Raw genomic sequence first — 19910 nt, forward strand, 5'->3', positions numbered from 1 at the left:
CTCCCGCCGGGGCGGGAGTTTTTCATACGGCGACCAAGCCTCAGGGGCGGTCGTCGACTTCCTTGGTCTGCGGCGGGATCAGGTCCTCGGCCGACAGTTTCAGCCAGATCAGCACCACGTCGGCGATGTAGATCGACGAGTAGGTACCGGCCAACACACCGACGAACAGGGCGATGGAGAAGCCGAACAGGTTGTCGCCACCGAAGAACAGCAGCGCGGCGATCGCCAGCAAGGTGGAGATCGAGGTGGCCATGGTGCGCAGCAGGGTCTGGCTGGTCGAGATGTTGATGTTCTCGATCAGGCTGGCCTTGCGCAGCACGCGGAAGTTCTCGCGCACCCGGTCGAAGATCACGATGGTGTCGTTCAGCGAGTAGCCCACCACCGCCAGCACCGCGGCGAGCACGGTGAGGTCGAAGGTGACCTGGAAGAACGACAGCACGCCCATCACGATGATCACGTCGTGGATCAGCGAGAGGATCGCGCCCAGGGCGAACTTCCACTGGAAGCGGAAACCGACGTAGATCAGGATGCCGCCCAGCGCCAGGAGCATGCCCAGGCCACCCTGGTCGCGCAGTTCCTCGCCGACCTGCGGGCCGACGTATTCCACGCGTTTCAGGCTGGCCGGGTTGGCGGTGTCGGCGGCCTGCAGGGCGCCGGCGACCTTCTTGCCCAGCTCCGGGTCTTCGCTGGGCATGCGCACCAGCACGTCCTTGGTATCGCCGAAGCTCTGCACCACGGCCTCGTGGTAACCGGCCTTGCCCAGTTCCTCGCGGACCTTGGCCAGGTCCGCCGGCTGCTGGTAGTTCAGCTCGATCAGCGTGCCGCCGGTGAAGTCCAGGCCGAAGTTGAGACCCTTGGTGAACCAGCTGCCGAGGGCGATCAGGGTAAGGATCAGAGTGAGGGCGAACGCGATGTTGCGCACGCCCATGAAGTTGATGGTACCGATCTTGATATTCATCTCATGATCCCCCTTAGATCCACAGCTTCTTGAAGTCACGCCCGCCGAAGATCAGGTTGACCATTGCGCGGGTGACCATGATGGCCGTGAACATCGAGGTGAGAATGCCGAGCGACATGGTGACGGCGAAGCCCTTCACCGGGCCGGTGCCCATGGCGTAGAGAATGCCGCCGACCAGCAGCGAGGTCAGGTTGGCGTCGACGATCGCCGTGAAGGCACGGCTGAAGCCTTCATGGATGGCGCGCTGTACCGACATGCCGCCGGCCAGCTCCTCGCGTATCCGCGAGAAGATCAGCACGTTGGCGTCCACCGCCATACCCATGGTCAACACGATACCGGCGATGCCGGGCAGCGTCAGGGTCGCGCCGAGGATCGACATCAGCGCCACCAGCAGGACCATGTTGAAGGCCAGGGCGACGGTGGCGATCACACCGAAGAAGCGGTAGATGACGATGATGAACAGCGACACGAACACCATGCCCCACAGGGAGGCGTCGATGCCCTTGGCGATGTTGTCGGCACCCAGGCTCGGGCCGATGGTGCGTTCTTCGGCGAAGTACATCGGCGCGGCCAGGCCACCGGCGCGCAGCAGCAGGGCCAGTTCCGAGGATTCGCCCGGGCCGTCGAGGCCGGTGATGCGGAACTGGTTGCCGAGGGCGGACTGGATGGTCGCCAGGCTGATGATCTTCTTCTCTTCCTTGAAGGCCGGGACCGCGACTTCCTGCTCGACGCCGTCGACCACCTGCTTGGTGTAGCGGGTGATCGGCTTCTGCTCGATGAACACCACGGCCATGCTGCGGCCGACATTGTTGCGAGTGGCGCGGTTCATCAGCTCGCCGCCATGGCCGTCGAGGCGGATGTTCACCTGCGGGCGACCGTTCTCGTCGAAGCTGGCGCTGGCGTCGGTGACCTGGTCACCGGTGATGATCACGCTGCGCTCCAGAGCCACCGGCGGGCGGCGCGGCTCGCGGAATTCGAAGGTCTCGGTGGCCGATTTGACAGCGTCGGCGTCGGCGGCCAGGCGGAACTCCAGGTTCGCGGTCTTGCCGAGGATACGCTTGGCTTCGGCGGTGTCCTGCACGCCCGGCAGTTCGACCACGATGCGGTTGGCGCCCTGGCGCTGCACCAGCGGCTCGGACACGCCCAGCTCGTTGACGCGGTTGCGCACGGTGGTGAGGTTCTGCTTGATCGAGTATTCGCGGATCTCGGCGAGCTTGGCCTGGGTCATGGCCAGGCGCAGCACCTGCATGTCGTTGCGCGAATCCTGGGTCACCTCGAAATCGCGGTAGTCCTTGGCGATCAGCGCCTTGGCCTTGTTCAGCGATTCGTCGTCGGTGAAGCCCAGCTGGATGGCGCGATCCTGCACCGGCAGGCTGCGGTAGCGCAGGCGCTCCTTGCGCAGGGCGCTCTTGATCTCGCTTTCGTAGACGTTCAGGCGGGCGTCGACAGCCTTGTCCATGTCCACTTCGAGGAGGAAGTGCACGCCGCCGGAGAGGTCGAGGCCCAGCTTCATCGGGTGGGCGGCGATGGAGCGCAGCCAGTTCGGGGTGGTCTGCGCCAGGTTGAGCGCGACCACGTAGTCGTCGCCCATGGCGCGACGCACGATGTCCTTGGCGGGAAGCTGGTCTTCCTGCTTGGCCAGGCGGATCAGGCCGCTGTTCTTGCCGAGGCTGCCAGCCTTGACGGCGATGCCCGCGTCGGTCAGCGCCTTGCTGGCCTTGTCGATGTCAGCCTGGGTGATCTGCAGCGCGCTGCTGGCGCCACTGATCTGCACGGCCGGATCGTCCGGGTAGAGGTTGGGTGCGGAATAGATGAAACCGACGGCAAGCACCGCCAGGATCAGCAGGTATTTCCACAGGGGATATTTGTTGAGCATTGAGACCGCCCGTTTATGACGCGGGGCGCTTCGTGCGCCCCGTCTATTGGTTTTCTGTTGCCTGGAACTCAGATGGCCTTGAGCGTGCCTTTCGGCAGGGTCGCGGCGATGGCGCCCTTCTGGAACTTCAGCTCGACGTTGTCGGCGACTTCGACGACCACGAAGTCTTCGGCGACTTTCAGCACCTTGCCGGCGATACCGGCGGAAGTGACGACTTCATCGCCCTTCTGCAGGTTGGACAGGAGGTTCTTGTGCTCCTTGTTGCGCTTGGCCTGCGGGCGCCAGATCATCAGGTAGAAGATGACCAGGAAGCCGACCAGGAACACCCACTCAAAACCAGTGCCGACCGGGCCTGCGGCGGCCGGAGCGGCGGCGTCAGCGTAAGCGGCGGGAATCAGAAAGCTCATCGGATACTCCTGTCTCTATATTCTTTTCGATAATCGGATCAATCGCCCAACGGCGGCGTCGGAAGGCCGCGTTTGGCATAGAAGGCGTCGACAAAGGCGGCCAATGTACCCTGTTGGATTGCCTCGCGCAAACCAGCCATAACCCGCTGATAATGCCGCAAGTTGTGGATGGTATTGAGCATGCTGCCGAGCATTTCGCCGCACTTGTCCAGGTGGTAGAGATAGGCGCGGGAGAAGTGCTTGCAGGTGTAGCAATCGCAGGTCGGGTCCAGCGGCGATTCGTCGTGCTTGTGCACGGCGTTGCGGATCTTGATGACCCCGGTATCGACGAACAGATGACCGTTACGCGCGTTGCGCGTGGGCATCACGCAGTCGAACATGTCGACGCCGCGGCGCACACCTTCCACGAGGTCCTCGGGTTTGCCCACCCCCATCAGGTAACGGGGTTTGTCGGCCGGCATGCGCGGCGGCAGGAAGTCCAGCACACGGATCATCTCTTCCTTCGGCTCGCCCACCGACAGGCCGCCGATGGCCAGGCCGTCGAAGCCGATTTCCTGCAGGCCTTCCAGCGAACGCATGCGCAATTCCTCGTGCATGCCACCCTGAACGATGCCGAACAGCGCGGAAGGGCTGTCACCATGGGCGATCTTCGAGCGCTTGGCCCAGCGCAGCGACAGCTCCATGGAACGCTTGGCCACGTCGAACTCGGCCGGGTACGGGGTGCATTCGTCGAAGATCATCACGATGTCCGAGCCCAGCGCGCGCTGCACGGCCATGGATTCCTCGGGCCCCATGAAGACCTTGGCGCCGTCCACCGGCGAGGCGAAGTACACGCCCTCTTCCTTGATCTTGCGCAGGGCGCCCAGGCTGAACACCTGGAAACCGCCGGAATCGGTGAGGATCGGTCCCTTCCACTGCATGAAGTCGTGCAGGTCGCCGTGCTTGGCGATCACCTCGGTGCCCGGGCGCAGCCACAGGTGGAAGGTGTTGCCGAGGATGATCTGCGCGCCGATGTCCTCGATGTCGCGCGGGAGCATGCCCTTGACCGTGCCGTAGGTACCCACCGGCATGAACGCCGGGGTCTCGACCACGCCACGGGGGAAGCTCAGGCGGCCGCGCCGGGCCTTGCCGTCGGTGGCCAGCAGTTCGAACTTCATGAAGCTCATGGATCAGTCCTCGGGCCCGCGCGGCGCGGGATTGCGGGTGATGAACATGGCATCACCGTAGCTGAAGAAGCGGTACTGCCCGTCCACCGCGGCGGCGTAGGCGGCCATGGTCTGCGGGTAGCCGGCGAAGGCCGACACCAGCATCAGCAGGGTCGACTCGGGCAGGTGGAAATTGGTCACCAGGGCGTCGACCACATGGAACGGCCGGCCGGGGAACAGGAAAATGTCGGTGTCGCCGCTGAACGGCTTGAGCTCGCCGTCGCGCGCCGCGCTCTCCAGCGAGCGCACGCTGGTGGTGCCGACGGCGATCACCCGGCCGCCGCGCGCGCGGCAGGCGGCCACGGCGTCGACCACGTCCTGGCCCACTTCCAGCCACTCGCTGTGCATGTGGTGGTCTTCGATGCGCTCCACGCGCACCGGCTGGAAGGTGCCGGCGCCCACATGCAGGGTGACGAAGGCGGTGTCCACGCCCTTCTCGCGGATGGCGTCGAGCAGGCCCTGGTCGAAATGCAGCCCGGCGGTAGGCGCGGCCACGGCGCCGGCGCGCTCGGCGTAGACGGTCTGGTAGCGCTCGCGATCGGCGTCTTCGTCGGGGCGGTCTATATAAGGCGGCAGCGGCATGTGCCCGACCCGCTCCAGCAGCGGCAGCACGTCCTCGGCGAAGCCCAGCTCGAACAGTGCGTCGTGGCGCTGCAGCATCTCGGCCTCGGCGCCGCCGTCGATGAGGATCTTCGACCCCGGCTTGGGCGACTTGCTGGAACGCACGTGGGCCAGCACGCGGCGGCTGTCCAGCACGCGCTCGACGAGAATTTCCAGCTTGCCGCCGGAAGCCTTCTGGCCGAACAGGCGCGCCGGGATCACCCGGGTGTTGTTGAACACCATCAGATCGCCCGGCCGCAGATATTCCAGCAGGTCGGCGAAATGGCGGTGGCTGAGGGCGCCGCTCGGCCCGTCCAGCACCAGCAGGCGGCTGGCGCGACGTTCAGCGAGCGGATGGCGGGCGATCAACGCCTCGGGCAGTTCGAAATGGAAGTCGGTGACGCGCATGGGGCATATCTCGAAGGGCCGAGTATCTTACTGGAAATGCGCTGCCCTCGCCACGCAAGTGGATTGACCGGTCACCGACGCCTCCCTATACTGCCGCGCCATTGCCTCGGTGGCGGAATGGTAGACGCGGCGGATTCAAAATCCGTTTCTGGCGACAGAGTGAGAGTTCGAGTCTCTCCCGGGGCACCACCACATAGTTTCGAGCCATCCCAGGACGACCCGAGACACAAAAAAACCGGCCTCTCAGCCGGTTTTTTTGTGCCCATAGTTCCCGGGTATTCCTTGTAAGCGCAGCTCATTGAGAGTAGAGCCAGTTCGGCCCTGAACCTCTACTCATACCAGGCCACATGATCTGCGCCTGACGTGGCTTCTAGGGGATGCCGCGCCTCTCACAGACTCCGCAGTCCGCACCGCCAAGCCAAAGGAGAAGCTGTACCGCCACTCGCCCCTCAGCCTTCGCGTCGAGATCACTACGGCAGCAAGCTTTGGCGCCTCCTCCAGCTGAAGAAAAAAGCCCCCAACCGCCGATCAGCAGCAACCGTTGGCGAGCTCGGATCTGATAACAGCCCAGTTGAAGCGCAATGCTGCACTGGAAAAAGAAGTCTCGATCCGCAAGCAGTGCATTGGAGACCCCCAAAGGTTTTCCGCATTCCAAGAGACACTCAACTCCCAAATCGAGCAGACACAGCAGAGAAACGGCTTATCACTCACCACCTTCCGCATGGGCGATAAGAAAGCCAGTCGCCTGCAATAAATGGCCTCCATGGTGACTAGAGCATCTGCAAACTGAGTGGATCGAAAGACAAGGCTGGCATTGCAGTGGCTCTAGCAGCTAGCACTGAATAAGCCATGGGTGTGCCAGAGCGAGGAAAGCTATTTCCGCAGCCATTTGGCACCAAGGTATTCACCCCCCCAATAGCATTTGCCATCCTTGTTCATCGTCCAGTCGTCGCTGAACTCGCGGAAGTGGTGTGGCTCGGAGAGTGGTGCGATGGCCAGGCGTTGGCGCTCGGCTTTGCGGAAGGCGCGGTGCCAGGTTTGCTTGTCGAAGCGCTCACTGGCTGCGGTGGTAATCCCACACATGGGTGTCTTTTGACGGCTTCTGCTCATGGTGCATTTCCAGCAGATGGAGCGCGCCAAGAGGCGGCTCGCCATGCTATGCACAGCAGATCAGGTTACTGCTCCGTGCCAGAAACGAAAAGCCCCGCGGGTGCGGGGCCTTCTTTAAAGCCAATCATCGCCTGGCATGATGCGCTTCATGAACTCATCGAACAGCGGGACAGTGAATGCAGTGTCTCCGTGGTTTGGACTCCAGACCATCCCCTTCGCGATCAAGCTGCTGCGCGCCGGGCCTAAAGATTGGGATGACCGCCCTAGACGGTCAGCTATATCGCCGGATCTGTGCGGACCAGCTCCGAGATCAGCCATAGCTCTAAGGTACTTCTTCTCCGCAGGAGTGAGGCGGTCGAAGCGCACCCTGAAGAAGCTTTCATCCAAAGCCGCGATCGCCACTCCGGATGCTCTTGTAACATCTTCTAGGGATATCGGGCTGCTATCGGCGATGTCCCAGGCATGTTTTCCCCACTCCTGCAGGAAATAGGGATACCCCTTTGTCTCCATGACTATCTTCTTGGCAGCGGGCTCCTCCACCTCGACACCCTCGTCCTGCGCTGGTTTCACGATCGCCAGTGCCGCATCGTTTTCGGCAAGAGCCCCGATCGCAGGGAAATCAAAAAGCCTCTCAGCATAAGACTTGGCTTCGCCCATCCTTCCCCTCAATTGGGGCAGTCCAGCACCAATTACTGTCACTGGAAGCCGTTGCTGTGCGCAGCGATGGAGAGCCGATATCAGAGCTGCCATTTGGCCTTCTTCAACGTACTGAAGTTCATCAATGAAGATTGCAAGAACAGTTCCTGCCTCCATGGCAGCTATACCAGCATTCTCAAGAAGAACGGCGAGATCACCCTCTAGGTCGCCGTTGTCTGCGAGGCCTGGCTCTGGATCGTAATCAAGGCCTACCTCTATGTCGTTGAAGGTGACTTTGAGCTTGCTTGCGAAGCCTGCCAGAGCTCTTAGTGCGGTAACTGCTTTGTCCTTCGCTGCCTCAATGCGACTCAGGGAGAGAAGGGCTATACGAAGCTGCGGGGCCAGCATGGCTGGCAGTGAACGTCCTTCAGGAGCTTCAATCCGGATCGTCTTGACGCCGGAGGCTTCGGCATCAAGTCTCATCTGATCCAGGAGCACGGTTTTACCGACGCCACGTAGCCCGACAAGCATTACGCTCTTAGTCGGCTTTCTGTGTAAAAGCCTTCCCAGCGCAATTCTCACCTGCTCTCTAACGGCATCCCTCCCTGCCAATTCAGGAGGAGGGGTTCCTGCCCCAGGCGAATAGGGGTTTCGGATCGGGTCCATGTTGGCCTCTATGGAGATTAGATAGTTTATGAGATTTTCATAAACTGCCTAAATTCTGTAAATAGTATGTAGATGAGTGGGATCACGGCCCCATGATCTGCCTATAGCGCCGCTGGTACTCCTCGTAGCTCAAGCTGTTTTGCTGCTGCTGGAGCTGCTGAAGCCGTTGATCTCTGACGCTGTAGGGGCTTGCCGGAGTCTGCCAATTGCTCGACGGCTGCTGGCGGTAGGTCTGAGCATAGCCACCGCATCCAGGCTGCTCGTTGTCGATGATGAGGTTACCTTTCACGTTGTACTTCACGTACCCGAAGATGAAAGCAAAGAATTCCTGGTCGATCACGACGTCAGAAAGCCCAACGGCGCATTTGTCCTTCTCGACAGCGCGATCGATGGCGGTCTTGACGTTCGGCTGACCGAGCGGGAAGAGAACGACGCCCACGCTGTCGCTGCCCTCGACGCGCTTGCCTGTGGAGAGTGCGGTGGAATGGAGATTGATGTTCTTCGAGCTTGCCACCGTCAGATCGGCGACCCGAGTGGTACAACCGCTGATGGTTGCCGCGGTGATGAAAGCCAGGGCAGAAAGGGAAATGGCGCGCATGCGACCTCCTTGTCAGTTTGGCCTCATTCTGCCATCACAAAAACGGCAGAGTCACCCCTTCAGGATCGAGTCCCGCTCCGAGCACCAGCATGCACTTTCACAAAAGTGAGTAGATTTGTGAGTAGATCACAAACCTAAAATATCGAAACTCCCTCGAACAAAGGCACACAGCCAACTCTTCGAGTCTCTCCCAGTACCAAACAAAGCCTGCAAGACACTGTTCTTGCAGGCTTTTTTGTTTCCGTTGGCGCGAAGACTGCCAAGGGGTGACGGTCGCAGAGATCGACCGCCTTGGAGATCGCCGTGAAAGCAGGAAGCAGCGCACGCCCGGTGAGCTGCGAGCCTGGAGTACGCCACACCCCGCACCACACCTGGCTGGGGCGACTCGCATTGAAGCGGCGCGCCACTTCATTGGCCGCAATGGCACTATGCTCCTTGACGACCCGGTAGGGTAGCGCGTGGCCACCCAGCCAGACTTCCCTGAGCCGCCACGCCCCTGCGGCACGGTGCGGTCGATGAAACGGGGTCCGCTGTGGACGTGAAGCGGTGGGTACGGCAGAACAGCAGCAAGCTTCCGAGGGGTGGATCAGATAGACTCCGCCTCCTTTTCGTCGGAGCCTTGTAGATGCCGCAATTTGAAGACCTTGAGCGACAGATGCGTGAGTCGCTGGGCATCGCGCCTCAGAAGTCCAAGGCAACCCGTGAGGCCAGCAACCCTATGCGTGGGTACCTGGTCATCCTGAGTGTGCGCGGAGAGGGTGGGCCTGCTTTCAGATACGAACACCATTCGCGTTCGTTGAGTCGCACCGACGCGATCCTGGAGGCAGAGAAGGCAGCCCGAGCAAAGGGCTTCAAGCCATGGGTCTTGCTGGACGTGCTCGAAGCCTGAGTGCCACCTTGAACAGTCAGCCGCCCAAACCAAGAAGCGAAATATGAACGGTGTTAGTCGCAGGGTTGATCAACTGCGTCGGAAAATCCCCGGCTTCGAATGCAAGCCTGGTTGCCACGACTGCTGCGGGCCGGTCACTGCGTGCTCAGAGGAGATGGCTCGCTTGCCGGCAAGAAGCGAGGCTGAACATGCCGCGGCCCTGGCCGCGTGGAATTGCGTGCACCTTGGTCCCAATGGATGCGAGGCCTATGAGCAGCGTCCACTTATCTGCAGGCTGTTCGGGACCACGCCCAGCATGCCGTGCCCAGAAGGGAGAGGACCTGAGGTACCTACCGATGAGTCGGTGGTGCGGCAAGTCCATCAACTGATCGCCAGCACGCGACAGGTCCTGGTTTAAGTCGCCGGGAACCGAAAAGTCGCGCAACGCGGCAATGCTGTTCACGTAAGCGATGCCCTGCTTCGCAGAAGGCGGGAAACCAGGGCGCATAACCGTTCGCGGTTATCTACCATTGGCCAATGCACCGAGGCCCGCGTACGACGTCGGGTTTCCATTCCCGCTCTCCCCTACTCGGCATCCCATACGCCCTGGTCGTCCTGAAACAGGTCAGACGGCACCTGTAGACCGACAGAGCGCTGACCCAGCAGGGCACCGGGCTGGTCCAGGCGACTTCGATTCCGTACCATGCGCGTCCTCAATCCGCACCACCCGCGACCGGCCGCGCCGGTCCAGACCTCAGGAACGCCATGAAACCCGCCCGTCTGCGCGCCGACATCCTGGCCGGCCTCACCACGTCCTTCGCGCTGGTGCCCGAGTGCATCGCCTTCGCCCTGGTGGCTCACCTCAATCCGCTGATGGGCCTGTACGGCGCCTTCATCCTGTGCACGATCACCGCCCTGTTCGGCGGCCGTCCGGGGATGGTTTCCGGCGCCGCCGGGTCCATGGCCGTGGTGATTGTGGCGCTGGTGGTGCAGCACGGCGTGCAGTACCTGCTGGCGACCGTGCTGCTCGGCGGGCTGGTGATGATCGCCTTCGGCCTGCTGCGCCTGGGCAAGCTGGTGCGCATGGTGCCGCACCCGGTGATGCTGGGCTTCGTCAACGGCCTGGCGATCGTCATCGCCCTGGCCCAGCTGGAACATTTCAAGACCGGCGAGGCCTGGCTCAGCGGCTCACCACTGTACCTGATGCTCGGCCTGGTGGCGCTGACCATGGCCATCGTCTACCTGCTGCCGAAGCTGACCCGCGCGGTGCCGCCGGCGCTGGTGGCGATCCTCGGCGTCGGCCTGCTGGTGTACCTGTTCGGCTTGCCGACCCGCACCCTGGGCGACATGGCGCACATCGCCGGCGGCCTCCCCGCCTTCGCCCTGCCGCAGGTGCCGTGGGACCTGGAGACGCTGCGGATCGTCGTGCCCTATGCGGTGCTGATGGCCCTGGTCGGCCTGCTGGAAACCCTGCTGACCCTCAACCTCACCGACGAATTCACCCAGAGCCGCGGCTACCCCGACCGCGAGTGCCTGGCGCTGGGCGCGGCCAACATCGCCTCCGGTCTGTTCGGCGGCATGGGCGGCTGCGCCATGATCGGCCAGACCGTGATCAACCTCAGCTCCGGCGGGCGCGGCCGGCTGTCCGGGGTGGTCGCCGGGGTGATGATCCTGCTCTTCGTGCTGTTCCTCTCCCCGCTGATCGAGCGCATTCCGCTGGCGGCGCTGGTCGGGGTGATGTTCGTGGTGTCCCAGCAGACCTTCGCCTGGGCCTCGCTGCGGGTGCTGGGGAAGGTGCCGCTGAGCGACGTGCTGGTGATGATCGCGGTGACCATCATCACGGTGTTCACCGACCTGGCCACGGCGGTGATGTGCGGCATCGTCATCGCCGCGCTGGACTTCGCCTGGAAACACGCCCGCGAACTCTACGCCGACAGCCAGCTGGAGGCCGACGGCAGCAAGCTCTACCGCCTGCACGGCACGCTGTTCTTCGCCTCCACCACCCCCTTCCTGGAGCAGTTCGACCCGGCCAACGACCCGCCGCAGGTCACCCTCGACTGCCGCCACCTGAGTTTCGTCGACTACTCGGCGATCGCCGCGCTGAAAACCCTGCGCGAGCGCTACGCCAAGGCCGGCAAGCACCTGCGCGTGGAGCACCTGTCCGAGCGCTGCAAACAGTTGCTCAAGCGCGCCGGGGTGCAGCACGGCTGAGCCCCGGCGGGCTCTCGTCGCACGCGACCCTTTGCATGTAAAGTGATCGGCACTGGGGAAACAGCGTTCCACCCTGCCGTTGCCAAGGACTGACAATAGTGCGAATCACCCCGACGTGCCTGGCCCTGGCCAGCGCCCTGCTGGCGCCTTGCGCCCTCGCCACGTCGCCCGCCCCGGCTACGCCCGAGGTGCGCTGGCTGACCACGGATTTTCCCCCGCTGTACATCCTTTCCGGCCCCGAGCGCGGCCGCGGCCTGGCCGATGTGGCGCAGAATCTGGTGATCCAGCGCCTCGACGGCTTCCGCCACACCGAGGAAGAAGTGCCGGCGAACTATCCGCGAATCGAGCAGGAAATGAAGAACTGGGCCAACGTCTGTTTCGCCGGTTTTCTTAAAACGCCGGAGCGTGAACGCGCCTTCATCTTCAGCGACGCCTACCGGCTGATGCTGCCGATCCACCTGTTCACCCTCGTCGACCACGCCCCGCTACCGACCCATGGCGGCCGCGTGGACCTGCGCGCCCTGCTGGCCGGCGGGCAGCTGCGCCTGGGCGTGCTCGGCGGGCGCCGCTACGGTACGGCGATAGACGAGCTGCTGGCCGAACACCCCGACGACAAGGCGGTATACCGGCGCTACGCCCAGGACCAGCTCGAAGGCCTGCTCGGCATGATGGCCTCCCAGGGCCGCGGCATAGACGCGGTGCTGGCCTACCCCAACGAAGTGCTGCACCGCACCGCCGCCTCCGGCAAGCCGCCGCTGGATGTGCGCCGCTACGCCATCGAGGGCACGCCGGAGTACCAGGAAGGCTACATCGCCTGCTCACGCAGCGCGCTGGGCCGCCAGGTGATAGCCGCGGTGAACGGCGTCATTCCGCAAGTTCGCCAGGCCGTGGCCGAGGTGTACGACGCGGAACTGCCGGAAGCCGACCGCCCCCGCTATCGCGCGCTTCTGCAACGGCTGTTCGGTATCACGCCAGGCCAGCGCTAGGACGACTCGCGCTGGCGCCGGGCGGCAAGCTCGACGAGGAAATCCGCCAGCGGCATCGGGCGGGCGAACAGGTAGCCCTGCAGGAAGGGCACGCCACGCTCCGCCAGGTAGTCGCGCTGCGCCGCCGTTTCGATCCCCTCGGCGATCATCTGCAGGTCGAGACGGCTGCACAGGTCGAGGATGCTATCGAGGATGTGCCGGGAGCGGGTGTCGTCGCCGATGGTCGAGACGAAGCTCTTGTCGATCTTCAGCGCGTCCACCTGGAAGCGACGCAGGTAGGCCAGGCTCGAATGGCCGGTGCCGAAATCGTCGATGGCCAGGGTCACGCCGAGGTCACGTAGGCAACTGAAGAGGTCGTCAGTGAAGTTGCTGGTCTCGATCAGCTCGCGTTCGGTCAGCTCCAGCATCAGGTTCAGCGAGCCAGGCGGGAAGGCGCCGAGGAAATCCACGCAGTCGGTGAGCAGGCTGCTACTGCTGCAGTGCACCGCACTGATGTTGACCCCGAGGTGGAAGTTCTCACCGAGCAGCGCGACGTGGCGCGGCAACTCCTCGGCGAGTTGCTGCAGGAGGTCGCGGGTCATCGGCAGGATCAGCCCGGAACGCTCGGCCAGGGGAATGAAGATGTCCGGCCCGACCAGCCCCTCGCGCGGGTGCTGCCAGCGCATCAGCACCTCGGCGCCGACCCAGTGGCCGCTGGAAGCCTGCACCAGGGGCTGGAGGAAGGGCACGAACTCCCCGGCATGGAGCGCTCGCTCGATCTCCCGGGTAGGCGTCAGCACCCGCTCCAACAACCAGAAGCAGGCGCTGCCGAACAGGGCGCCGAGCAACGCGAGCATGGCGAACAGCGGCCAGTAGTCCTGGCGCATGACCTGCCACTGGGCGCCGGCCGGGAAGCCGCCGATCACCTCGTAAGGGTAGCTTTGCGAAGTCAGCCGCGTTTCGCCCAGGGGAAAGTCCTCGGGTACGCCGCGGTGCACCGTCCCGGCCTCGTCCATCCAGTTCGGACCGACCCGCAACACCAGGTCGCTGCGCTGGTCCACCAACTGCAGCACGTTGCTCAGGTAGCGGCCATCCACCGCCGCCAGCACACCGCTGCGTCCCTGGGTGAGGCGATACACGATCAACGCGAAGTGCGGCGTCACGTCATTGCCGGGCAACAGGCTGAGGCGGCCATCGACGAAGGTGTCCACCGCCACCGGCTCGTCGTAGGGGCCGAACAGCGAGGTGCAGAAGACCTTGTCGTCGCGGGTCAGGTTGACCGAGCGCACGAAGGGCACGGTGGCCACTTGTTCGCGCAGGATCAGCTCGGCGTCTTTGCAGTGGCCTTCGGCGAAGGGGATGGTGGTGCGCGCCGAGGCGGCGGCGTTGCCGAGCATGATGTCGAACAACCGCTCCGCCTCCGTCGCGGCCTGACGCGCCTCGCGGTGCAGCACCGAGAGCGCCTGCAGGTAGACGATGGTTCCCCCCAGGAGCAGCGGTATCGCGGCCACCAGCAGGGAATACGCCACGCGCCGGAACAGGCGCCGTTTTTTGCTCCTATGAGGCATCGCAGCTGTCCCTCTGGCCTGCGCCTGGCTCGGCGCCGGGCCAGGCCGGGCACCTGCAACTAGCGTAGATCATTCCGCCTGCGGCACCCGGTCCTCGGGCACTGTCCGTCAAAGGTCGTATAATCCCCCGCCGATTTCCGCCAGAGCGCCCCACGACGCCATGCCCAAGCCCCTGCTCCAGCCGGAGGGAAATTTCCCGCCCGCGCCCCTGCTGCGCCGCTGCGCGGCGATGTTCTATGACTTCCTGCTGTGCGTGGCCCTGCTGATGGTGGTCACCCTGCTCTACCAGCAGGTGGTGCTGCGCCTGCTGCTGGGCGGCGACAAGCTGCGCCAGCTGGCCGACCAGGGCGGGCTGGTCGGCGACCCGGTGCTCTCCAGCCTGCTGTTCATCAGCCTGTTCGCCTTCTTCGCGAAGTTCTGGACGCACAAGGGCCAGACCCTGGGCATGCAGGTGTGGGGCGTGCGCGTACAGAACCCCGACGGCACGCCGATCAGCCTGATGCAGGCGCTGCTGCGCTTCGTCATCGCCATCGGCTCCTGGGCCTGCGCCGGCCTGGGCTTCCTGTGGATGCTCTGGGACAAGGACAAGCGCACCTGGCACGACCGCTATTCGGAAAGCGTGGTGATCCAGATTCCCAAGGCGGTGCGCAAGGCGACCCAGGGGCGCGGGTGAATCAACGCTGCCTGACCGCCGTAGGAGCGCGCCGTGCGCGATCGCGGGCATGGCCCGCTCTACGGGAAGAACAGCGTCGCAGGCTGGCGTTGAGCGAAGCGATACCCATCAACCCCACTGACTCCGGTGCTCGGCCCGGCGGCGGATAACCGCGAACGGTCATACGCCCTGCGTTTCCGCGTTCGCGGGAATGACGGAGCGGGAGGATGGCGCCGATCTTGCGGGCAACTGCGAACAGCCCCCTCTCCTGTTTGCGGCTGCCCGCGTAAAGGAGAGGGTTGCAGGATCAGCCCGCGCGCTTGAGCAGCCAGGTACCCAGCAGCGCACAGATCGCCGCCGGCACCAGCACCGCCAGCAGCGGCGGGAAGTTGAACACCTGGCTCGACGGGCCGAGCAGGTCCTGGGCTATGCGGAAGGTGAAGCCCACCAGCACGCCGGTGAACACACGCTGGCCGAGGGTCACGCTGCGCAGCGGGCCGAAGATGAAGGAGATCGCCATCAGCACCAGCGCGGCGGTCACCGCCGGCTGCAGCACCTTGGTCCAGAACGCCAGCCAGTAGCGGTTGGTGCTCAGGCCCTGGTCCTTCAGGTAATGGATGTATTCCCACAGGCCGCTGATGGACAGCGCCTCGGGCTCCATCACCACGGTGTTGAGCAGTTGCGGAGTGAGCTGGATGTTCCACACCTCCGAGGGTGCGCTGAGCACTTCGCTGCGCTTCTCCTGCGGGTGCAGGACGGTGGTGGTGACCTCTTCCAGCACCCACTGGTTGTCGTGGAACGCCGCGCGCTTGGCGAAGCTGGAACGCTCCAGTACGTGGCCGGCGCCGAAGTTGTAGCGGGTCACGCCCAGCAGGGTGCCGTCGGCCTGCACCACGTTGATGTGGATGAACTCCTGGCCCTGGCGGTGCCACAGGCCGTTGCGCGAACTCACCGCGCCGCCGCTGCTCTGCGCCAGGGCGCGATCGCTCTGGGCCTGGGTTTCGGTGTAGGGCACCACGTATTCGCCGATCAGGATGCCGGCGAACATCAGCACCAGCATCGGCTTCATCACCGCCCAGACGATGCGCTGCAGCGACACGCCGGCGGCGCGCATGATGGTCAGCTCGCTGTTGCTGGCCAGGGTCCCGAGGCCCACCAGGCAACCGATCAGCGCGGCCATCGGAAGCATGTCGTAGGCGCGGCTGGGCGCGGTGAGCAGCACGAACTTCAGGGCCACGCCCAGGGTGTAGTTCTCGTCCAGCGAGCCGAGCTGGTCGATGAAGGCGAACAGCAGCGCCAGGCCGAGGATCACCCCGAGCACGGCGAGGATGGAAACGAAGACGGTGACGCCGATGTAACGGTCGAGCTTACGCATGCTTGTGCTCCTTCACGGAGCGCGCACGCGAGGCCGCCCACTTCAGACTCAGCGGTTCCCAGAACGCCAGCAGCAGGCCGATCGCCAGGAACAGCGCGTGGACCCACCACAGGCCCAGGGCCATGGGGATCTTGCCCTTGTCGAGCATGCCGCGCGCGGCGATCAGCAGGGCCAGGTAGGCCATGTACAGCAGCACCGCCGGCAGCAGCTTGAGGAAGCGGCCCTGGCGCGGGTTGACCTTGGACAGCGGCACCGCCAGCAGGGTGACGATGAACACCAGCAGCGGGATGGAGATGCGCCATTGCAGCTCCGAGCGCATGCGCGGTTCGTTGCTGGCGATCAGGTCGCTGGTGGGAATGGCGTCGCGGTCGTCGATTTCGCTGCTGACTTCCGGCTTGGGCAGCAGCACGCCGTAGGTGTCGTACTGGATGGCGCGGTAGTCGGCCTGGCCGGGCACGCCATCGTAGCGGTAGCCGTCCTTGAGGATCAGGTAGCGGCTGCCGTCGGGGTGGATCTGCTGCTGGCCGCTGGTCGCCACCAGCACCGAGAGGCCACGGTCCTGGCCGTTGCGCGGCGGGTTCTTGTCGGAGATGAACACCCCGCCCAGCTGGGTGCGGTCGTTGTTCAGCTGCTCGGTGTAGGTCACCCGCGAGCCGTCGCGCATCGACTGGAAGCGGCCCGGCGCCAGGGTGTCGAACTCGGTCATGGCGTCCTGCTTGTTCAGGATCAGCTGCATCTGCGCGATGCCCTGGGGCGCCAGCGACAGGCTCAGCCAGGCCACCAGCAGAGCCACCAGGGCCGCCGGCGCCATGCTGTAGGCGAGCAGGCGCTGCTGGCTCATGCCGGTGGCGGTGAGCACGGTCATCTCGCTTTCCAGGTACAGGCGGCCGTAGGCCAGCAGGATGCCGAGGAACAGGCCCAGCGGCAGGATCAGCTGGAGGAAGCCGGGAAGGCGCACGCCCATGATGAGGAACAGCGAGCCGGGGTCCAGCATGCCCTGGGCGGCCTGCGCCAGGTACTTGATGAAGCGGCCGCTCATGATGATGACCAGCAGCACGGCGCTCACCGCGCTCATGGTGACCAGCACTTCACGGGACAGGTAACGGAAGACAATCAAACCGGGCACTCCAGGGTTGTCACGCTCGGGCGGCTACGCTCACACTAGCCGCCGTGAGGCACTGCCGGCACGCCCAGGGGGCGGGTCGGCGAAAATACGCGGCATTATCCTGCGATTCGCCGGGCCTGTCACTGCGCAGACGCCGGAGCGGGTCGCCGACCACCCGCCCATTCGACCCTTGGTTACGGGGACACCTTGTCATGGAATTCCTTGTTAAAAGCGTTAGTCCGGAAACCCTGAAGACCGCCACCCTGGTCATCGCCGTCGGCGAAGGCCGCAAGCTCGGGGCCGCGGCCCAGGCCGTGGACGCCGCCAGCGGCGGCGCCATCGCCGCCCTGCTCAAGCGCGGCGATCTGGCCGGCAAGGTCGGCCAGACTCTACTCCTGCAATCCTTGCCCAACCTTAAGGCCGAGCGCGTGCTGCTGGTCGGCGCCGGCAAGGAGCGCGAACTCTCCGACCGCCAGTACCGCAAACTGGTTTCCTCGGTGCTGGGCAACCTGAAGAGCCTCGGCGGCGCCGACGCCACGCTGGCCCTGGGCGACCTCGCGGTCAAGGGCCGCAACGCCCACGGCAAGGCGCGCCTGCTGGTGGAAACCCTCGCCGACGGCCTGTACGTGTTCGACCGCTACAAGAGCCAGAAGGCCGAAGCGCCCAAGCTGAAGAAGCTCACCCTGCTGGCCGCCAAGGCCGACGCCGCCGCCGTCGAGCAGGGCGCCAAGGAAGCCCGCGCCATCGCCAACGGCATGGCCCTGACCCGCGACCTCGGCAACCTGCCGCCGAACGTCTGCCACCCGAGCTTCCTCGGCGAACAGGCCAAGACCCTGGCCAAGGAGCACAAGGGCCTGAAGGTCGAAGTGCTCGACGAGAAGAAACTCCGCGAGCTGGGCATGGGCTCGTTCCTCGCCGTGGCCCAGGGCAGCGACCAGCCGCCGCGGCTGATCGTCCTGCACTACAACGGCGGCAAGAAGGACGAGGCGCCGCACGTGCTGGTCGGCAAGGGCATCACCTTCGACACCGGCGGCATCAGCCTCAAGCCCGGCCTGGGCATGGACGAGATGAAGTTCGACATGTGCGGCGCCGCCAGCGTCTTCGGCACCTTCCGCGCCGTGCTGGAGCTGCAGCTGCCGATCAACCTGGTGGGCGTGATGGCCTGCGCCGAGAACATGCCCAGCGGCGGCGCGACCCGCCCCGGCGACATCGTCACCACCATGAGCGGGCAGACCGTCGAAATCCTCAACACCGACGCCGAAGGCCGCCTGGTGCTGTGCGACGCGCTGACCTACGTCGAGCGCTTCAAGCCGCAGTCGGTAGTGGACATCGCCACCCTCACCGGCGCCTGCATCGTCGCCCTGGGCAGCCACACCTCGGGCCTGATGGGCAACAACGACGCCCTGGTGCGCCAGTTGCTGAAGGCCGGCGAGATGGCCGACGACCGCGCCTGGCAGCTGCCGCTGTTCGACGAGTACCAGGAGCAACTGGACAGCCCCTTCGCCGACATCGCCAACATCGGCGGGCCGAAGGCCGGCACCATCACCGCCGGCTGCTTCCTGTCACGCTTCGCCAAGAAGTTCCACTGGGCGCACCTGGACATCGCCGGCACCGCCTGGATCAGCGGCGGCAAGGACAAGGGCGCCACCGGCCGCCCGGTACCGCTGCTCACCCAGTACCTGCTGGACCGCGTGAAGTAACGGAGTAGGACGGACATGTTTTTTGGAATCCAAAGCGTCGCGAGTGCAGCTCAGGCAAGGCGAAAACCTGCGCAAATGCGCAGTTTACGCTTTGTAAATGAGCAATTTGCGCAGGTTTTCAACGCAGCATGAGCAAACGCAGCAGCTTTGGAGCCAAAAAATGACCCGGGTGGACTTCTACGTCATCCCCAGCGCCGATCCCGACGCGCGCCTGACCATCGCCTGCCGCCTGGCCGACAAGGCCTGGCGGCAAGGCATGCGGGTGTACCTGCTGTGCGCCGACGAGGCCCAGCGGGACACCCTGGACGCGCGCCTGTGGAGCTTCCGCAAGGAAGCCTTCGTCCCGCACAACGCCGCCGACGAGGACCCCGAGGCCCCGGTCATCCTGGGCCTGGGCCAGCCGCCGGCGGGCCAGCGCGACCTGCTGATCAACCTGACCCTGACGGTGCCGTCCTTCGCCCGCGAGTTCTCGCGCATCGCCGAACTGGTGGTGGAGGAGCCGGCGATCCGCCAGGCGGCGCGGGAGAATTTCCGTTACTACCGCGAGCAGGGCTATCCTTTGCAGGACCATCGCCTGCCGCGCCTCTGACGCTCTACGGAAAAATGGACAGCCGCAAGCCCCCGAACGACCCCGACCACCTGCTGGACGACCTGGAGTCGATCCACGACCTGCTCGGCGAGCAGGAAGGCGAACCGCCCCTGCTCACCGAGTCCTTCGAACCGGACAACATCCCGTTGCTCTCCGACGTGGTGAAGGCCTCGCCGCGCCCGGCGCGGGACGAAGAGGACGACGACCTGCGCGCCCCCGGCCGCGAACAGGCGCGCCTGGACAGCGAGCTGCGCGCCGCCGCGCAACTGATCCTGCAGGACGTCATCGACGACTTCGTGCCGCAGATCGAGGCCGAGCTGCAGCGCCGCCTGGAAGCCCGCCTGCAAAGGCTGCTGGCGCAGCGCAAGCCCTAGGCAGGCGCTACACCTGTCCCCATCCCGTCACTCCCGCGA

19 protein-coding genes and 1 tRNA gene are annotated in these 19910 nt (G+C 64.7%); 9 read left to right on the forward strand and 11 right to left on the reverse strand.

Annotation, left to right across the window (positions count from 1 at the left end; translation table 11 throughout):
- Positions 1–40 precede the first annotated feature (40 nt).
- The 5 genes from secF to queA all read right to left on the reverse strand — a co-directional run bounded on the left by secF (position 41) and on the right by queA (position 5454).
- On the reverse strand, positions 41–958 hold the full coding sequence (gene secF / locus P3W75_RS20530; RefSeq protein ID WP_276229149.1) for a protein translocase subunit SecF: 918 nt from the start codon (positions 956–958) through the stop codon (positions 41–43).
- Between the two features lie 13 nt (positions 959–971).
- A complete protein-coding gene (secD, locus tag P3W75_RS20535) occupies positions 972–2834 on the reverse strand; it encodes a protein translocase subunit SecD (protein ID WP_276229150.1) in 1863 nt (620 codons plus the stop codon).
- 68 nt (positions 2835–2902) lie between these two features.
- Entirely contained in the window at positions 2903–3241 is a 339-nt protein-coding gene (yajC, locus tag P3W75_RS20540) for a preprotein translocase subunit YajC (RefSeq protein ID WP_276229151.1), read from the reverse strand.
- 38 nt (positions 3242–3279) lie between these two features.
- Positions 3280–4398, reverse strand: coding sequence for a tRNA guanosine(34) transglycosylase Tgt (tgt, locus tag P3W75_RS20545; protein ID WP_276229167.1), 1119 nt, complete (start codon positions 4396–4398; stop codon positions 3280–3282).
- Between the two features lie 12 nt (positions 4399–4410).
- Positions 4411–5454, reverse strand: a complete 1044-nt coding sequence (gene queA / locus P3W75_RS20550; RefSeq protein ID WP_276229152.1) for a tRNA preQ1(34) S-adenosylmethionine ribosyltransferase-isomerase QueA — start codon at positions 5452–5454, stop codon at positions 4411–4413.
- Positions 5455–5557: 103 nt separating this feature from the next.
- Here queA and P3W75_RS20555 point away from each other — a divergent pair.
- A tRNA-Leu gene (locus tag P3W75_RS20555) sits at positions 5558–5643 on the forward strand.
- A 684-nt stretch (positions 5644–6327) separates the two neighbouring features.
- Here the strand turns inward: P3W75_RS20555 and P3W75_RS20560 are convergent.
- From P3W75_RS20560 to P3W75_RS20570, 3 genes are all read right to left on the reverse strand, one after another.
- On the reverse strand, positions 6328–6564 hold the full coding sequence (locus P3W75_RS20560; RefSeq protein ID WP_276229153.1) for a hypothetical protein: 237 nt from the start codon (positions 6562–6564) through the stop codon (positions 6328–6330).
- A gap of 114 nt (positions 6565–6678) precedes the next feature.
- Positions 6679–7866 (reverse strand): ATP-binding protein, encoded by a 1188-nt coding sequence (locus P3W75_RS20565; protein WP_276229154.1) that lies wholly within the window; start codon positions 7864–7866, stop codon positions 6679–6681.
- An 82-nt stretch (positions 7867–7948) separates the two neighbouring features.
- A complete protein-coding gene (locus P3W75_RS20570) occupies positions 7949–8464 on the reverse strand; it encodes a hypothetical protein (RefSeq protein ID WP_276229155.1) in 516 nt (171 codons plus the stop codon).
- 625 nt (positions 8465–9089) lie between these two features.
- Here P3W75_RS20570 and P3W75_RS20575 point away from each other — a divergent pair.
- From P3W75_RS20575 to P3W75_RS20590, 4 genes are all read left to right on the forward strand, one after another.
- Positions 9090–9353, forward strand: a complete 264-nt coding sequence (locus P3W75_RS20575; protein ID WP_276229156.1) for a hypothetical protein — start codon at positions 9090–9092, stop codon at positions 9351–9353.
- Positions 9354–9396: 43 nt separating this feature from the next.
- Positions 9397–9750 (forward strand): YkgJ family cysteine cluster protein, encoded by a 354-nt coding sequence (locus P3W75_RS20580; protein ID WP_276229157.1) that lies wholly within the window; start codon positions 9397–9399, stop codon positions 9748–9750.
- Between the two features lie 347 nt (positions 9751–10097).
- On the forward strand, positions 10098–11543 hold the full coding sequence (locus P3W75_RS20585; protein WP_276229158.1) for a SulP family inorganic anion transporter: 1446 nt from the start codon (positions 10098–10100) through the stop codon (positions 11541–11543).
- Positions 11544–11641: 98 nt separating this feature from the next.
- On the forward strand, positions 11642–12529 hold the full coding sequence (locus P3W75_RS20590; protein WP_276229159.1) for a TIGR02285 family protein: 888 nt from the start codon (positions 11642–11644) through the stop codon (positions 12527–12529).
- On the opposite strand, the gene P3W75_RS20595 is transcribed toward P3W75_RS20590, so the two are convergent.
- Positions 12526–14076 (reverse strand): EAL domain-containing protein, encoded by a 1551-nt coding sequence (locus P3W75_RS20595; protein ID WP_276229160.1) that lies wholly within the window; start codon positions 14074–14076, stop codon positions 12526–12528. The two genes, P3W75_RS20590 and P3W75_RS20595, sit on opposite strands and share 4 nt — an antisense overlap.
- A 160-nt stretch (positions 14077–14236) precedes the next feature.
- On the opposite strand from P3W75_RS20595, the gene P3W75_RS20600 reads away from it, so the two are divergent.
- Positions 14237–14749 (forward strand): RDD family protein, encoded by a 513-nt coding sequence (locus tag P3W75_RS20600; protein WP_276229161.1) that lies wholly within the window; start codon positions 14237–14239, stop codon positions 14747–14749.
- A 286-nt stretch (positions 14750–15035) separates the two neighbouring features.
- On the opposite strand, the gene lptG is transcribed toward P3W75_RS20600, so the two are convergent.
- Both lptG and lptF read right to left on the reverse strand, forming a co-directional pair.
- Positions 15036–16103: an LPS export ABC transporter permease LptG gene (gene lptG, locus P3W75_RS20605; RefSeq protein WP_276229162.1), complete on the reverse strand. Its 1068-nt coding sequence runs from the start codon at positions 16101–16103 to the stop codon at positions 15036–15038.
- The gene (gene lptF / locus P3W75_RS20610) at positions 16096–17220 is read right to left on the reverse strand and encodes an LPS export ABC transporter permease LptF (protein ID WP_276229163.1); all 1125 of its coding nucleotides are present in this window, start codon (positions 17218–17220) and stop codon (positions 16096–16098) included. The genes lptG and lptF overlap by 8 nt, the downstream gene beginning before the upstream one ends.
- 200 nt (positions 17221–17420) lie before the next feature.
- On the opposite strand from lptF, the gene P3W75_RS20615 reads away from it, so the two are divergent.
- The 3 genes from P3W75_RS20615 to P3W75_RS20625 all read left to right on the forward strand — a co-directional run bounded on the left by P3W75_RS20615 (position 17421) and on the right by P3W75_RS20625 (position 19871).
- On the forward strand, positions 17421–18908 hold the full coding sequence (locus P3W75_RS20615) for a leucyl aminopeptidase (RefSeq protein ID WP_276229164.1): 1488 nt from the start codon (positions 17421–17423) through the stop codon (positions 18906–18908).
- 160 nt (positions 18909–19068) lie between these two features.
- A complete protein-coding gene (locus P3W75_RS20620) occupies positions 19069–19497 on the forward strand; it encodes a DNA polymerase III subunit chi (protein WP_276229165.1) in 429 nt (142 codons plus the stop codon).
- A 14-nt stretch (positions 19498–19511) separates the two neighbouring features.
- Positions 19512–19871, forward strand: coding sequence for a DNA polymerase III subunit chi (locus tag P3W75_RS20625; RefSeq protein WP_276229166.1), 360 nt, complete (start codon positions 19512–19514; stop codon positions 19869–19871).
- Positions 19872–19910 lie beyond the last annotated feature (39 nt).

This window comes from Pseudomonas citronellolis, assembly GCF_029335315.1.
Classification (GTDB): Bacteria; Pseudomonadota; Gammaproteobacteria; order Pseudomonadales; family Pseudomonadaceae; genus Pseudomonas; species Pseudomonas citronellolis_A.